This window comes from Citrobacter sp. Cpo100 (assembly GCF_030332595.1).
In the GTDB taxonomy this organism is placed as follows: Bacteria; Pseudomonadota; Gammaproteobacteria; order Enterobacterales; family Enterobacteriaceae; genus Citrobacter; species Citrobacter portucalensis.
The window spans coordinates 927,457-943,140 of sequence record NZ_JAOWHM010000037.1; the positions used below are offsets into that span (position 1 = coordinate 927,457).

Annotated in this window: 14 protein-coding genes; 5 read left to right on the forward strand and 9 right to left on the reverse strand. The window is 52.6% G+C overall.

The annotated features are described in order from the left end of the window. The 3 genes from OGX96_RS20155 to ldtC all read left to right on the forward strand — a co-directional run bounded on the left by OGX96_RS20155 (position 1) and on the right by ldtC (position 5,751). Entirely contained in the window at positions 1-1,065 is a 1,065-nt protein-coding gene (locus OGX96_RS20155) for an acyltransferase family protein (RefSeq protein ID WP_167819818.1), read from the forward strand. 118 nt (positions 1,066-1,183) lie between these two features. Further along, a complete protein-coding gene (mfd, locus tag OGX96_RS20160) occupies positions 1,184-4,630 on the forward strand; it encodes a transcription-repair coupling factor (RefSeq protein WP_286584121.1) in 3,447 nt (1,148 codons plus the stop codon). A 155-nt stretch (positions 4,631-4,785) separates the two neighbouring features. Continuing rightward, entirely contained in the window at positions 4,786-5,751 is a 966-nt protein-coding gene (gene ldtC / locus OGX96_RS20165; protein WP_032944376.1) for a L,D-transpeptidase LdtC, read from the forward strand. Positions 5,752-5,837: 86 nt separating this feature from the next. Here the strand turns inward: ldtC and bhsA are convergent, their stop codons facing one another. Then, positions 5,838-6,095 (reverse strand): multiple stress resistance protein BhsA, encoded by a 258-nt coding sequence (gene bhsA / locus OGX96_RS20170; protein ID WP_003030810.1) that lies wholly within the window; start codon positions 6,093-6,095, stop codon positions 5,838-5,840. A gap of 243 nt (positions 6,096-6,338) precedes the next feature. Here bhsA and comR point away from each other — a divergent pair, with 243 nt between their 5' ends. Both comR and OGX96_RS20180 read left to right on the forward strand, forming a co-directional pair. After that, positions 6,339-6,974: a TetR family copper-responsive transcriptional repressor ComR gene (gene comR, locus OGX96_RS20175; protein WP_008784432.1), complete on the forward strand. Its 636-nt coding sequence runs from the start codon at positions 6,339-6,341 to the stop codon at positions 6,972-6,974. Between the two features lie 255 nt (positions 6,975-7,229). Next, positions 7,230-9,410: a TonB-dependent siderophore receptor gene (locus OGX96_RS20180; RefSeq protein WP_286584124.1), complete on the forward strand. Its 2,181-nt coding sequence runs from the start codon at positions 7,230-7,232 to the stop codon at positions 9,408-9,410. A gap of 57 nt (positions 9,411-9,467) precedes the next feature. Here the strand turns inward: OGX96_RS20180 and OGX96_RS20185 are convergent, their stop codons facing one another. The 8 genes from OGX96_RS20185 to hinT all read right to left on the reverse strand — a co-directional run bounded on the left by OGX96_RS20185 (position 9,468) and on the right by hinT (position 15,513). Then, on the reverse strand, positions 9,468-10,007 hold the full coding sequence (locus OGX96_RS20185) for a glycine zipper 2TM domain-containing protein (protein ID WP_003030814.1): 540 nt from the start codon (positions 10,005-10,007) through the stop codon (positions 9,468-9,470). Between the two features lie 168 nt (positions 10,008-10,175). After that, positions 10,176-11,480, reverse strand: coding sequence for an NADH-quinone dehydrogenase (ndh, locus tag OGX96_RS20190; protein ID WP_003832263.1), 1,305 nt, complete (start codon positions 11,478-11,480; stop codon positions 10,176-10,178). Between the two features lie 236 nt (positions 11,481-11,716). Then, on the reverse strand, positions 11,717-12,259 hold the full coding sequence (ycfP, locus tag OGX96_RS20195) for an alpha/beta hydrolase YcfP (RefSeq protein WP_003030817.1): 543 nt from the start codon (positions 12,257-12,259) through the stop codon (positions 11,717-11,719). Between the two features lie 21 nt (positions 12,260-12,280). After that, positions 12,281-13,306: a beta-N-acetylhexosaminidase gene (nagZ, locus tag OGX96_RS20200; RefSeq protein ID WP_048214423.1), complete on the reverse strand. Its 1,026-nt coding sequence runs from the start codon at positions 13,304-13,306 to the stop codon at positions 12,281-12,283. 10 nt (positions 13,307-13,316) lie between these two features. Then, the gene (gene thiK, locus OGX96_RS20205) at positions 13,317-14,141 is read right to left on the reverse strand and encodes a thiamine kinase (RefSeq protein ID WP_198802021.1); all 825 of its coding nucleotides are present in this window, start codon (positions 14,139-14,141) and stop codon (positions 13,317-13,319) included. Further along, the gene (lpoB, locus tag OGX96_RS20210; protein WP_008784426.1) at positions 14,122-14,763 is read right to left on the reverse strand and encodes a penicillin-binding protein activator LpoB; all 642 of its coding nucleotides are present in this window, start codon (positions 14,761-14,763) and stop codon (positions 14,122-14,124) included. Before lpoB ends, thiK begins: the two co-directional genes overlap by 20 nt. A gap of 13 nt (positions 14,764-14,776) precedes the next feature. Beyond that, positions 14,777-15,151 carry a YcfL family putative periplasmic lipoprotein gene (locus tag OGX96_RS20215; RefSeq protein ID WP_008784425.1) on the reverse strand — a complete coding sequence of 125 codons (375 nt, stop codon included), beginning with the start codon at positions 15,149-15,151 and terminating at the stop codon, positions 14,777-14,779. Positions 15,152-15,153: 2 nt separating this feature from the next. Then, a complete protein-coding gene (gene hinT / locus OGX96_RS20220; RefSeq protein WP_003030826.1) occupies positions 15,154-15,513 on the reverse strand; it encodes a purine nucleoside phosphoramidase in 360 nt (119 codons plus the stop codon). Positions 15,514-15,684 lie beyond the last annotated feature (171 nt).

Consider the following 15,684-nt stretch of genomic DNA (forward strand, 5'->3'; position numbering starts at 1 on the left):
ATGAAGAAAAAAGAACTATGGATTAATCAAATCAAAGGGTTATGTATTTGTCTGGTGGTGATTTACCACTCGGTAATCACGTTTTACCCGCACCTCACTACTTTTCAGCATCCGCTTTCAGAGCTGCTGAGCAAATGCTGGATTTACCTCAATTTGTACCTAGCGCCGTTTCGCATGCCGGTCTTTTTCTTTATTTCGGGGTATCTGATCCGTCGCTACATTGATAGCGTCCCGTGGACCACCTGCGTGGATAAGCGGATCTGGAACATTGCCTGGGTGCTGGTGCTTTGGGGAGTGGTGCAATGGCTGGCGTTAGTCGCGCTCAATAACTGGCTGGCCCCACAGCGCGATCTGAGTCATGCCGCCAACGCCGCGTATGCCGATTCGATCGCGGGTTTTACCCACGGAATGCTGACCGCCAGCACCAGCTTGTGGTATCTGTACGCGCTGATTGTCTATTTTGTTCTGTGTAAAATTTTCAGCCGCTGGGCGGTGCCGCTGTTGGCGTTATTTGTGGTGCTGAGCGTGGCGATCAATTTTGTCCCGACGCCGTGGTGGGGAATGAACAGCGTGATTCGCAATCTGCCCTGGTACAGCCTCGGTGCATGGTTTGGTGCAACGCTGATGGTATGGATCAAGGAGGTGCCCCTGCGCCGCCATGCGGTCATTGTTCTGGTTAGCGCAATCGCCGCCGTCGTCGCGTGGCTGGCAAATGTCTCACTATTACTTTCTCTGCTTTCCATTGTGCTGATCATGAAGCTGTTTTATCAATTTGAGCTGCGCTTTGGTATGCGTGAGTCCGGCCCGTTAAGCGTGATTGGTGCCAATACCATCGCCATCTACACCACCCACCGTATTCTGGTTGAGCTGTTCAGCTTAACGCTAATCCCCAAAATCAATCATACCGCCTGGCCTGCCTATGCGGAGCTGGCCCTGCTGCTGGTGTATCCGTTCGCCTGCCTGCTACTGTGCACCTTGTTTGGCCTGTTGGTACGTAAAATTTCACAAAAAACAGTGGCCGACCTGCTCTTTTCCCCGCCTTCTTTATCGGCTGTCTCGCGCTAACCCCTACGCGCTTTTTGCCCCCATCAGGGGGCGAATCAATTTGCTTATGAGAAACGATCACGGATAATAAAGAACATTGCTTATCAGATGTATATCTAAACGAGATCCTGACAACCGAATGCCTGAACAACATCGTTACACGCTCCCAGCGAAAGCAGGCGATCAGCGCCAGTTGGGTGAGCTTACCGGCGCCGCCTGCGCAACGCTGGTCGCCGAAATCGCCGAACATCACGCGGGTCCAGTGGTGCTGATCGCGCCGGACATGCAAAATGCGCTGCGTTTGCATGATGAAATTCGTCAGTTTACTGAGCAGATGGTGATGAACCTGGCCGACTGGGAAACGCTACCCTACGACAGCTTTTCTCCCCATCAGGAGATTATCTCCTCGCGGCTCTCCACGCTGTATCAGCTGCCTGCCATGCAGCGCGGCGTGCTGATCGTTCCGGTAAATACACTGATGCAGCGCGTTTGTCCGCACAGCTATCTGCACGGTCATGCGCTGGTCATGAAAAAGGGCCAACGACTTTCACGTGATGCTCTGCGTGAACAGCTGGACAGTGCGGGCTATCGCCATGTTGATCAGGTCATGGAACACGGCGAATATGCCACGCGCGGCGCGTTGTTGGATTTGTTCCCGATGGGCAGCGAGTTGCCTTATCGTCTGGATTTCTTTGATGACGAAATCGACAGCCTGCGTCTGTTTGATACCGACACCCAGCGCACGCTGGAAGAAGTCGATGCCATTAATTTGCTTCCCGCACACGAATTCCCGACTGACAAAACGGCCATCGAGCTATTCCGCAGCCAGTGGCGTGATACCTTTGAGGTGAAACGCGACGCCGAACATATTTACCAGCAGGTCAGCAAAGGCACGTTACCTGCGGGTATTGAATACTGGCAACCGCTGTTTTTCAGCGAGCCGCTGCCGCCGCTGTTCAGCTACTTCCCCGCCAATACGTTATTGGTGAATACCGGTGATATCGAGACCAGCGCAGAACGCTTCCAGGCCGATACCCTGTCGCGCTTTGAAAATCGCGGTGTTGATCCGATGCGCCCGCTTCTGCCGCCGGAATCGCTGTGGCTGCGGGTTGATGAGCTGTTTTCTGAACTTAAACGCTGGCCGCGCGTTCAACTGAAAACCGAGAGTCTGGCGAACAAAGCAGCGAATACTAACCTCGGGTTCCAGAAGCTGCCGGATATCGCCGTTCAGGCACAGCAAAAAGCGCCGTTAGATGCGTTACGTAAATTCCTTGAAGGCTTCACCGGTCCGGTGATTTTCTCGGTGGAAAGTGAAGGCCGCCGTGAAGCACTTGGCGAACTGCTCGCCCGTATCAAAGTGGCGCCGAAGCGGATATTGCGACTCGATGAAGCCGTAGATAACGGTCGTTATCTGATGATTGGCGCAGCTGAGCACGGCTTCATCGATAGCAAACGCAATCTGGCGCTGATTTGTGAAAGCGATCTGCTTGGGGAACGCGTGGCGCGCCGCCGCCAGGATTCTCGTCGCACCATCAACCCGGATACGTTAATTCGTAACCTCGCAGAGCTGCATCCCGGTCAGCCGGTGGTGCATCTGGAGCATGGCGTGGGTCGTTATGCCGGTATGACCACGCTGGAAGCGGGCGGTATCACCGGTGAATATCTGATGCTCACCTATGCCAACGACGCCAAACTGTACGTGCCGGTGTCGTCACTGCATCTGATCAGCCGCTATGCAGGTGGCGCAGAAGAGAATGCGCCGCTGCATAAACTTGGCGGCGATGCCTGGTCACGTGCCCGACAGAAAGCCGCTGAGAAGGTGCGCGATGTTGCGGCAGAGCTGCTGGATATTTATGCCCAGCGCGCGGCGAAAGAAGGCTTTGCCTTTAAGCATGACCGTGAACAGTACCAGCTGTTTTGCGACAGCTTCCCGTTTGAAACCACGCCTGACCAGGCGCAGGCGATTAACGCGGTACTCAGCGATATGTGTCAACCGCTGGCCATGGACCGCCTGGTCTGCGGCGACGTCGGCTTTGGTAAAACCGAAGTCGCGATGCGCGCGGCCTTTCTCGCCGTAGAGAACCACAAGCAGGTTGCCGTGCTGGTGCCGACCACCCTGCTCGCACAGCAGCACTTCGACAACTTCCGCGACCGCTTTGCCAACTGGCCGGTACGCATTGAGATGTTGTCCCGTTTCCGTAGCGCCAAAGAGCAAGCGCAGATTCTGGAGCAAGTTGCCGAGGGAAAAATTGATATTCTCATCGGCACGCACAAACTGCTGCAAGCGGATGTGAAGTTAAAAGATCTGGGTCTGCTGATTGTCGATGAAGAGCACCGTTTCGGCGTTCGCCACAAAGAACGCATCAAGGCGATGCGCGCAGATGTCGATATTCTGACCCTGACGGCAACGCCAATTCCACGTACGCTCAATATGGCAATGAGCGGCATGCGCGATCTGTCGATTATCGCCACGCCGCCCGCTCGTCGTCTGGCGGTCAAAACCTTCGTGCGCGAATACGACAACCTGGTGGTACGCGAGGCGATCCTGCGTGAAGTTCTGCGCGGGGGACAAGTTTATTATCTGTTTAACGACGTCGAAAACATCCAGAAAACCGCTGACAGATTAGCAGAACTGGTGCCGGAAGCGCGTATTGGTATCGGTCACGGACAAATGCGCGAGCGCGAACTGGAACGCGTGATGAATGATTTCCACCATCAGCGTTTTAACGTGCTGGTGTGTACCACCATTATCGAAACCGGGATCGACATCCCCACCGCTAACACTATCATCATCGAACGAGCGGATCACTTCGGTTTAGCGCAATTACACCAGCTGCGCGGTCGTGTGGGACGTTCTCACCACCAGGCTTACGCCTGGCTGCTGACGCCGCATCCGAAAGCAATGACCACCGACGCGCAAAAACGTCTGGAAGCCATCGCCTCGCTGGAAGATTTGGGCGCAGGTTTTGCGCTGGCGACCCACGACCTCGAAATTCGCGGCGCCGGGGAATTACTGGGTGAAGATCAGAGTGGTTCCATGGAAAGCATCGGCTTCTCGCTGTATATGGAACTGCTGGAAAACGCGGTCGATGCGCTCAAAGAAGGGCGTGAACCGTCACTGGAAGATCTCACCAGCCAGCAAACCGAAGTTGAACTGCGCATGCCGTCTCTGCTGCCGGATGACTATATCCCGGATGTAAACACCCGACTGTCGTTCTACAAGCGCATTGCCAGTGCGAAAGGCGAAAACGAACTGGAAGAAATTAAGGTTGAGCTGATAGACCGTTTTGGCTTGCTGCCCGACCCGGCTCGTACGCTGCTGGATATCGCCCGTTTACGCCAGCAGGCGCAGAAACTGGGGATCAGAAAGCTCGAAGGCAATGAAAAAGGCGGTACCATTGAATTTGCCGAGAAAAACCACGTCAACCCGGTCTGGCTGATTGGTTTACTGCAAAAGCAGCCGCAGCACTTCCGTCTGGACGGTCCAACCCGGCTGAAATTTATGCAGGAGTTAAGCGAGCGTAAAACGCGGATCGACTGGGTCCGCCAGTTTATGCGTCAGCTTGAAGAAAACGCCGTAGCATAAGCATAGTGAACAGGCCGGGTGAGCACACCACTCACCCGGCCTGATGAATTTACAAACTCTTTGCACTTCCCTGCACTTCCCGACACAGCAAACAGCCATAATTCTCGTTTACTTTTACATAATAAAAACCACGTAAAAACAATGGATTTATGGTGATGTTAAACAATAAACGACTCTCTCGCTGGCTCGCGTTTTTTACGCTTGCAGCGACATTCGCGTTAGCACTTCCGGCTCAGGCAAACACCTGGCCGCTGCCGCCACCGGGAAGCCGTCTGGTGGGTCAGAATGCCGTTCACGTTGTTGAAGACAATGGCGGTTCTCTGGAAGCGATTGCGAAAAAGTACAATGTCGGCTTTCTCGCGCTGCTGCAGGCCAACCCTGGCGTTGACCCTTACGTACCACGTCCGGGCAGCGTTTTGACGATCCCGTTACAAACTCTGCTACCTGATGCCCCGCGCGAAGGTATTGTTATCAACCTCGCCGAACTGCGTCTTTATTATTACCAGCCGGGGACCAATTCGGTGACCGTGTATCCTATTGGTATTGGCCAGTTAGGTGGTGACACGCTGACGCCTACGATGGTAACCACCATCTCTGATAAACGCGCCAACCCCACCTGGACGCCGACGGCAAATATCCGCGCGCGATACAAAGCAAACGGGATTGACCTGCCTGCCGTTGTGCCTGCCGGTCCGGATAACCCGATGGGCCATCATGCGATTCGCTTAGCGGCATACGGCGGCGTGTACCTGTTGCACGGTACAAATGCTGATTTTGGCATCGGAATGCGCGTCAGTTCCGGCTGTATTCGTCTGCGCGACGGTGATATCGAAACCCTGTTCCGTCAGGTAACGCCAGGAACTAAGGTCAATATTATCAATACGCCGATCAAAGCATCCGTTGAGCCTAACGGCGTGCGCCTGGTGGAAGTACACCAACCGCTGTCCGAAAAAATCAATGACGACCCGCAACTGCTGCCGATCGTGCTGAACGCGTCCATGCAGACATTTAAAAATGCGGCGCAAACAGATACCGCCGTCATGGATCATGCGATGGAGATTCGCTCAGGCATGCCGGTCGATGTGACCCGTCATCATGACGTTGCTCAACAACCGCTGTAAACGTAGTGTATAAAAAAACCCCCGCTGGATTTTATTCCGCGGGGGTTTTTTATTTAACTCGCAGTGGCATTGCGATGGGTTAAATCTTATTTGTAGATAACAGCAGTTCCGTGAAGAGTGTTAGGACCGGTAACGGAAGTAATACGGAAAGACTTCGCACCCATCTCATCGGCTTTCTGCGCCAGTTGATCTTCCAAAGAACCTAAGTTAGTCCCCGCATTCGCAGAAATAGTACCGACTTTCTCTTGGCCCGCAGGAGTGGATTGAACTTCAACAGCGGCAAAGCTTGCAAATGACAGTGAGCTAAGAACAGCAGCAACAAACAGTGTTTTTACGTTTTTCATAATAGTGACCTTTAGCAGATGAATGGGTGTCGAAAAGATTAACTTAACGATCGATAGGTAAATCATAGATGTGATCCAGGTCACACGTCAACATTTTTTTATAATGATCGTTATATAAAAAATAAAGGTCTTATTTTTCATACTAATAGCTATAAATTATTTTTATCGTGAATCCGCTGGAGTGTGCAGTCGAATATTTTTATAATGGTTATTCAATAAACCCAACAAAGGTACATCGGCGCCATGACAACTGAAACGACAGGTTGTGCAAAAAAAAGCCGTGGCCGACCAAAAGTGTTCGACAGGGAAGCCGCGCTTGATAAGGCCATGACACTCTTCTGGCAGCACGGATATGAAGCGACCTCGCTCGCCGATCTTGTGGAAGCCACCGGCGCAAAAGCGCCCACGCTGTATGCGGAGTTCACCAATAAAGAAGGGTTGTTCCGTGCCGTACTGGACCGCTACATCACCCGCTTTGCGGCGAAACACGAAGCCCAGCTGTTTTGTGAAGAAAAAAGCCTTGAGTCCGCACTTGAAGACTATTTCACCGCTATAGCGACCTGCTTTACCAGCAAGGACACCCCGGCGGGATGTTTCATGATTAATACTTCTGCGACGCTGGCAGCCTCTTCCCGCGATATTGCGCACACGGTGAAATCCCGCCATGCAATGCAGGAACAGACGCTTACCCAGTTCCTTCACCAGCGCCAGCAACGAGGCGAAATTCCGGCCCATTGCGACGTGCAAAAACTGGCCGAATACCTGAACTGTATTTTACAAGGTATGTCGATCAGCGCCCGTGAAGGCGCAACGTTTGAAAAACTGATGCAGATCGCACACACAACTCTGCGGCTGTGGCCCGAACTCGTCAAAGCTTAACCCTTTCCCGCAATTCCCCCGCTGTACTCACACCACCGGGAGCTGATAACGCTCCCGGTTAGATTCCCGTTCTATTGTCCCTACATTTCTCATTGTTTTCATCGTGTTACCCGATCATTTTTTGTAAAAAGTATTGATAACGACAATTATTATCAGCAATATTCGCATTTGTTTTAATGCCTGTTTCACAATGTAACCATCGGTTTCTCTACCGCTATAACAAAAACAGACCGACTTTTTTTAAAAGGAATACAAATGCATAAGCGTCTCTGGGTGCTCAATCCTCTTCTGTTATCTTTAACTTTACCCGCTGTTGCGGCTGAGGAAGAGAACCTCATCGTCAGCGCCAACCGTAGCCAGCGCACCGTGGCAGAAATGGCGCAAACGACCTGGGTTATTGAAGGAAGCGAGATTGAACAACAGGTTCAGGGAGGAAAAGAGTTCAAGGATGTTCTTGCTCAGCTAATCCCAGGAATCGATGTTAGTAGCCAGGGACGCACAAACTACGGCATGAACATGCGCGGTCGCGCCATTGTCGTGCTAATTGACGGCGTCCGTCTGAACTCCTCGCGAACCGACAGCCGTCAGCTTGACTCCATTGACCCATTTAACATTGCGCATATTGAAGTCATTTCAGGCGCAACCTCTCTTTATGGCGGTGGCAGTACCGGCGGATTAATCAACATTGTCACCAAAAAAGGTCAGCCGGAGCGTGAAGTAGAACTCGAACTGGGGAGCAAAAGCGGCTTCAACAATAGCAACGATCATGATGAACGCGTTGCCGCGGCGGTGAGTGGCGGAACCGATCGCGCTTCCGGGCGTATGTCCGTCGCGTATCAACGATTTGGCGGCTGGTATGACGGTAATCACGATGCCCTGCTGCTCGATAACACCCAAACCGGGCTACAGCACTCCGATCGTCTGGACGTCATGGGCACCGGGACAATTGAACTTGACGACAACCGTCAGTTGCAACTGGTTACGCAGTACTATAAAAGTCAGGGGGATGACGATTACGGGCTGGATCTCGGCGAGAACATGTCCGCCGTGACCGGAAACGGCAAAGCATATACCAGCAGCGGACTGAATTCCGATCGTATTCCCGGCACCGAACGTCATCTTATTAGTCTGCAATATTCAGATGCGGATTTTTTTGGCCAGAACCTGGTCAGCCAAATCTATTACCGTGACGAATCGCTGAAATTCTACCCCTTCCCTACGCTCAGCAAAGGCAAAGTCACCAGTTTCTCCGCATCACAGCAGGACACCGACCAGTTTGGTGCCAAAATTACCCTCAACAGCCAGTTGATGGATAACTGGGAGCTGACGTGGGGTGTCGATGCCGATCACGAAACCTTCGACTCCAATCAGAAATTCTTCGATCTGGCCTGGTCCCTGCCCTCCGGCGGCATGGACAACCGTACCGCTTATACCACCGGACGTTACCCCGGTTACAGCATCACCAACTTCGCGCCTTTCCTGCAAAACAGCTATGACATTAACGATATCTTTACCCTCAGCGTCGGCGTGCGCTATCAGTGGACCGAAAACAGGGTTGATGATTTCGTTGGCTATGCTCAACAGCAGGGAATCGCGACCGGGCTTGCGAACTCTGCCGATACTATTCCGGGCGGCAAAACCGATTACGATAATTTCCTGTTCAACGCCGGTATCCTTGCCCACCTGACCGACCGTCAGCAAACGTGGTTTAACTTTTCTCAGGGCGTGGAGCTTCCGGACCCAGGGAAATATTACGGTAACGGTACCTATTCGCTGGTTGGCGATCATTACCAGCTCCAGCGCAGCGTCAACGTGGCGGATTCACGTCTGGAAGGGATTAAAGTTAACTCGTACGAACTGGGGTGGCGCTACACCGGCGATAGTCTGCGCACGCAACTGGCCGCTTACTACTCGACTTCAGATAAATCGATCGTTATCAACCGCAGCGATATGACCATTAACGTTCAGCCCGACGATCGCCGCATTTATGGCGTTGAAGGTGCGGTGGATTATTTCATTGCGGACACGGACTGGAGCCTGGGTGGCAACTTCAACGTCATTAAATCGGAAGTGAAACAGAACGGTAAATGGCAAAAATGGGATGTCACGCTGGCCTCACCGTCCAAAGCAACCGCGTGGGTCGGCTGGGCACCAGAACCGTGGACCTTGCGCGTACAGAGCCAGCAAACATTTGATCTGACCGACGCCAGCGGTAACAAGCTGGATGGCTATAACACGATGGACTTTATCGGCAGCTATCAGCTCCCGTTGGGTAAGCTGACCTTCAGCGTGGAAAACCTGCTGAATGAAGAGTACACCACACTGTGGGGACAACGTGCGCCACTGCTGTATAGCCCAACCTACGGCAGCCCGTCACTGTATGAATACAAGGGCCGGGGTCGTACTTTTGGTCTGAACTACGCCTTAACCTTCTGATAAAAAAAGCCCCCCAGCCTGAGCGAATGGGGGGCTAATGTTCAGGATAATGCTATTTTACGCTTTGTTATTCAGTACCAACTGTCCGTTGTTATCCAACGGAATTTGCGCGCCGGGGTCCTTATCCATACGGATTTTCCCCTGCTGATCGCCAATTTTGTACGTCACGTCGTAGCCCAGCATCTTTTCAGATTTGTCATACACCGTTTTACAACGCTGTTGCGTGGTGGTGTAAGTATCGTTTTCCTGCATCGAACCCTGAATCTGGTTACCTGCATAGCCGCCGCCTAAAGCACCGGCTACGGTAGCAATATCTTTACCACGTCCACCGCCAAACTGATGCCCAATAACACCACCCGCAACCGCGCCCAGTACGGAACCCGCGATACGGTTTTCATCTTGTACCGGCTTGCGGTGGGTGACCGTTACGTTCCGGCACTCCTGACGCGGTGTTTTTACCGACTCTTTAATCGGTGTTGCAGAGACAACTTGCGCATACTGTGGGCCACGCTCGAAAACGTTCAGACTGGCCACCGCTGCAACACCCAGCGCAGCAGCTACGCCAATCCCTATACCCGCCAACATTGATTTATTCACGGGACTACCTCCTTTTTTGCTATTAGCAACAACTTTGCAACAGAAGGTAAGGAATGCCAATCAGATTACGGATGAAAATAGCGGGAGGTGGAGCGAAAGCGGAATGATTCAGACAACTCTGAAGGAAGGCGTCGGATGCGTAAAATCATCCGACGCCACAGGTCGATATTAATGCAGTTTCAGACGCGGGCGAATCACCCGGTTGATACTGCCGACCAGCATCATCAGGCCGGTTTTGAAGTAGCCGTGCAAAGCAATCTGGTGCATGCGGTACAGTGAGATGTACACAAAGCGCGCAATACGTCCTTCCACCATCATCGAACCACGGGTCAGGTTGCCCATCAGGCTACCCACGGTAGAGAAGTTAGAGAGCGAGACCAGAGAGCCGTGATCTTTGTACTGATACGCTTTCAGCGGCTTACCGTTCATCTGTGCCAGAATATTGTTCATCGCGCAGGTCGCCATCTGGTGTGCTGCCTGAGCGCGCGGAGGCACAAAACCGCCTTCCGGGCGAGCGCAGGAAGCGCAGTCGCCAATCGCGTACACGTCAGGATCGCGCGTGCTCTGCAGAGTTGGCTCAACCACCAGTTGGTTAATACGGTTCGTTTCCAGACCGCCAATGTCTTTCATAAAGTCTGGCGCTTTGATACCCGCTGCCCACACCATCAGATCGGCTTTAATGTATTCGCCATCTTTGGTGTGCAGTCCCCCTTCGTCAGCGCTGGTTACCATCGTCTGGGTCAGTACGCGTACGCCCAGTTTGGTTAACTCATTATGCGCAGCACCGGAAATACGCGGCGGCAACGCAGGCAGAATACGCTCACCGGCTTCGACCAGCGTAACGTTCAGCGCGTCATTGGTCAGCCCTTTGTAACCATAGCTGTGCAGTTGTTTTACCGCATTGTGCAGCTCAGCGGAGAGTTCAACACCCGTCGCACCGCCGCCCACAATGGCGATATTCACTTTTCCGTTAGCGCCCAGATTCGCGGAATACTTCAGGAACAGATTCAGCATCTCCTGGTGGAAACGACGCGCCTGATGCGGGTTATCGAGGAAAATGCAGTTTTCTTTCACGCCAGGGGTGTTGAAATCGTTAGACGTACTGCCCAACGCCATCACCAGCGTGTCATACGGCACTTTACGCTCAGGAACCAGTAGCTCACCCTTCTCATCGCGCAGCTCAGCGAGAGTAATGGTCTTCGCTTCACGATCGATATCCACCACCGAGCCTAACTGGAACTGGAAGCCATGGTTACGGGCATGAGCCAAATAACTCAGCGCATCCACACCTTCGTCCAGTGAACCCGTCGCCACTTCATGCAGTAACGGTTTCCACAAGTGACTGTGGTTTCTGTCTACCAGTGTGATTTTGGCCTTTTTCTTACGCCCGAGTTTTTTACCCAGCTGCGTCGCCATTTCCAGTCCGCCAGCACCGCCGCCGACAATCACGATCCTTTTCAATGGTGTAGTCAACGTGACCCCCTCAAATTTATTAACCAATTGTTAATTAAAAGTTATAAGCATAGCCTTTAATTAACAACAAGTTACGGCAATGAAAATGTTCTTCGAGAGTGAGAATAACACGAACGGTGCATTGGTCATACCAAAATTGATATGTATCAAGTTTTGATGCTGAAAAGATAGACAACCGGAACTTTAAGAACAAAAAAACCAGCCCGATGGCTGGTTTTTTACACACTCAATAAGAATTAACCTAACGTCTTGAACGCTTTGATGCGCTGCAAATGCGGAGAGATATTCTTAAACTTATGCGTCTGCTCTTCGTCCCAGACTATCTCGTAAAAATGATGCAGCTCTTCCGACGAACGCTGACTGTTAAGCGCTTCATCATGACGTGACAGGATCACCAGGCAGCGATCGCGATTCTTCTCACGGAAATTGGTCACGCATTTTGTTGCGATGTCTGCATACTCCTCAGGTCTGTCGATTTTGCCTTCCATGTTCTCATACGGGAACAGGTTGGGATTAAACACTACCTGACGAATATCACACAGGAAACCAATCCGTTCAGCCCAATATCCCCCGAGCCCCACACCACAAATCAGCGGACGGTCATCCACATTCAGCTGCAGCATTTTGTCCACTTCTTTCAGCAGATGCTGCATATCATGTTTAGGATGCCGCGTACTGTAGCTAATCAGCCTGACATCCGGGTCGATGAATTGCAGCTGCAACACCTTCTCATGGTTGCCCGGGCTGTTAGAGTCAAAACCGTGTAAATAGATAATCATCGCATCCTCGCCAAACTTGCGTTAATGACCTGCTTTCTCTTCCTGCCAGCGCTCATGAAGTTGGTTAAGCTGAGCGCTTACCGTCTTCCAGCGTGACGAGTCCATCAGTTCCTGACGTGAAAATGAACCTTTATGATACAAACGTGTAACACGTTCTGCATTGATCGGCGACAGATTATCTAACACACTGACCGCTCCCTTACGATTATTGCAGACCAGGATCATATCGCAACCTGCATCCAGCGAGGCCTGTCCACGCTCCGCATAGCTTCCCATAATCGCCGCCCCTTCCATCGACAAATCGTCGGAGAAAATGACACCATCGAAGCCAAGCTCCTGGCGTAGCACCGTTTTCAACCAGTGAGGTGAACCACTCGCCGGACGCGGATCGACATCACTGTAGATGACATGCGCAGGCATAATGGCATCCAGTTTGTTTTCCGTAATCAACGTCTGGAACACGGACATATCTTTCGCACGAATCTCGGCTTCTGGGCGTGGATCGGTTGGGGTTTCTTTGTGTGAATCCGCCGTCACCGCCCCATGTCCTGGGAAATGTTTACCGGTCGTTTTCATGCCAGCAGCATGCATCCCGTCAATGAAGCGGGTCGCCATCGCCAGCGCTTTTAGCGGATCGGCATGGTAAGAACGCTCGCCGATTGCCGCGCTGATATGGCCCACATCCAGCACGGGTGCAAAGCTGATATCAATGTCCATCGCGATCATTTCGCTGGCCATCAACCACCCTGCGTCCTGAGCCAGTTTGCCGCCCTCTTCCAGACCGTGCAACGCAGCAAAGGATTGAGCCGCAGGCAGGCGGGTAAAGCCCTCACGAAAACGCTGTACGCGTCCGCCTTCCTGATCTACCGCCACCACCAGATGGTTACGTGACGCAGCCCGGATCTGACGCACTAATTCACGCAGCTGTTCCGGGTCATGATAATTTCGGGTAAAGAGGATCAACCCACCTACCAGCGGATGTGCCAGAATCTCACGCTCTTCAGCGTCCAGCTCATACCCTTCGACATCCAACATTACTGGGCCCACACTGCTCTCCTTATCCTTTCATTGTTAGCTGCCGCCAGGTTTCATCGGCCAGCCTGATAAATTGTCGATCGCCGGTTTGCCGCCAGCGATACTCAAACCACCCCGCCTTCAGCATCATTATCCAGGGTTGCCATTGTCTGACCTGTCGCCACAAAACGTCTGGCTCAATGTGCGCTCGTTGGGCGTAGGTGCTAACCAACTGTTGGTGCTGGGATTCATCGCTAACCCATACTGCCGCCAGCTCCAGGGCAATATCACCGTCTCCGGCGTATTCCCAGTCAATCAGCCGCAACCCTGAAGTTGTACGTACGATGTTGTCACCGTGAACATCCATATGCAGCGGCCCCAGACGCAAAGGTCGAGGCTCACCTCGTTTCCTTAGCCGCTTCAGCGCGCGCAGCCAGCATGGTGTACGACGCGCCGGATCGCCACACTGCCAGTACTGTTCAAGTAGCGGAAGCAGGTTGATTCGCCAGCCCAATCGGGGTTGCTGGTGCAGATGATACAGTAAGCCTGCGAGTTCGTCGGCGTCCGGTAATCTGGATTCTACCTTACCGTGAAAAAACTCGACTGCCATCCACCCACGCGTATAAAAGTGAGGACGTGGCGCAAGGCTTTCTGGCAGGTGTTTTAGCGCATGGTATTGGCGTAAGAAATGAGATTCCGGCGCGTCAGGGTCGTGATGGCAGCGCAGTACCAGTCGGTGGGAACGGTGTTCAATGATGCAGCTCCCGCCGCTCAGGCCGGTTTGGCTGGTTGCGACGGGATGATACTGCGGGAAATAGCGCGACAACACTTCGCCGCGCGTGAGTCTGTTATTGTTGCTGAACGGCACCTTTACCTGACCAGATTATCTCGCCAGTTTGTACCAGCATTAATTGCATTTGCAGCGCAGGCGAATTGACGTTGCCGGATGCGCTGGAATAAAGCACATACTGCGCGCCAACGTTACGGGCGATACCAATCGCTTTACTGCGCGTTCCCAGACTGTCATTCGGCGACAGACCTAACTGCTGTTTGGCGACAGCCAGCTGTTGGGCAGAAATCAGCGTAAACTTACCGTTATTCGCCAGTGCGTTACGTAAGGTTTCGGTGGCTTCACCCGCGTTCAACGAGCCGTTGGTGCGGTTATTCACGCTATCAACCAGCAGAACGCCGCCCGCTTTGACGCCGTCTGCCTGCAGCATTTTGCCGACCATCGGCTGCATAGCCCCGTTCCAGTCATAGTGACGTTGACGTGGCGTCGGCTGCGCCGTTTGGTCTTCATGCTCAATTGGGCCCGGCTGCTGCGGTATACTTGGCACCGTTGGCACAACCGGCACCGGCTGTTGCGGCTGCGCAGGCTGTTCCGGTACCGGCTTCACTTCCTCTACCGGCGCGGGCTCACGTTGCGCCACACAGCCAGAGAGAAACATCGCCAGCGCGGCAATCAGTGCGTAGCGATTCATTTTGTTCATCAAGATTCACCCCTTACAAATAAAGATAAAGTCTAACCTTGTGCGCCCCCAGAAAATTGGCGCTGCCGTACAGCGTCACCGACGAATGAGCCGGAATAGTCACACTGCGTGGCGCTTCCAGAGGGTGCATTTCCAGCCCTCTGGCGTCATACCAGTAAAACCGATAATGAACGGTAACGGGTTCTTGTCTTTCGTTATAGAGTCGAGAGGATGCCGAAGCCTGAATATCAGACGTTGTTAACGTGGGCTGCTCTGCTGTAATACCCGCCGCCAGAATTGTTGATTCCATCACCAGCGACTGTTCATCACTTACCGGGATTTCAGGATGTGTTCGACAACCCGCCAGCAACAACAAGCCCAGTGAAAGCGCAATGCATCCTCTGGTCATGCTTACAGACCTTTATGCGCAAGCATTGGGCCAAGCGCACGTCCACCCAGCAGGTGCATATGAATGTGATACACCTCCTGCCCCCCGTGGCGGTTGGTGTTCATGATTAAGCGGTACCCATCTGCAGCAATGCCTTCCTGCTCAGCAATTTTCGCCGCAACGGTGATCATGCGGCCCAATGCCTGTTCATGTTCCGCCGTCACATCATTGACAGTTGGGATCAGAATGTTAGGAATGATCAGGATATGCGTTGGTGCCTGAGGGGAAATATCACGAAACGCAGTGACCAGTTCGTCCTGGTATACGATATCCGACGGAATCTCACGACGAATAATTTTGCTGAATATAGTTTCTTCTGCCACGACGTTTTCCTTTTTCATTATCAGCCCAAGCGTTTTGTCATGCTACGCCGGGTAACTCTGCGAGTATAGAGTATGAGCGAGTTACTCACGCTCTTTCAACTTTAACCCTCGATTATTTAAGCAAAATCCTTTGCCGCTGCTGTTCTTATAACCATTTCCCATCGCTATCGC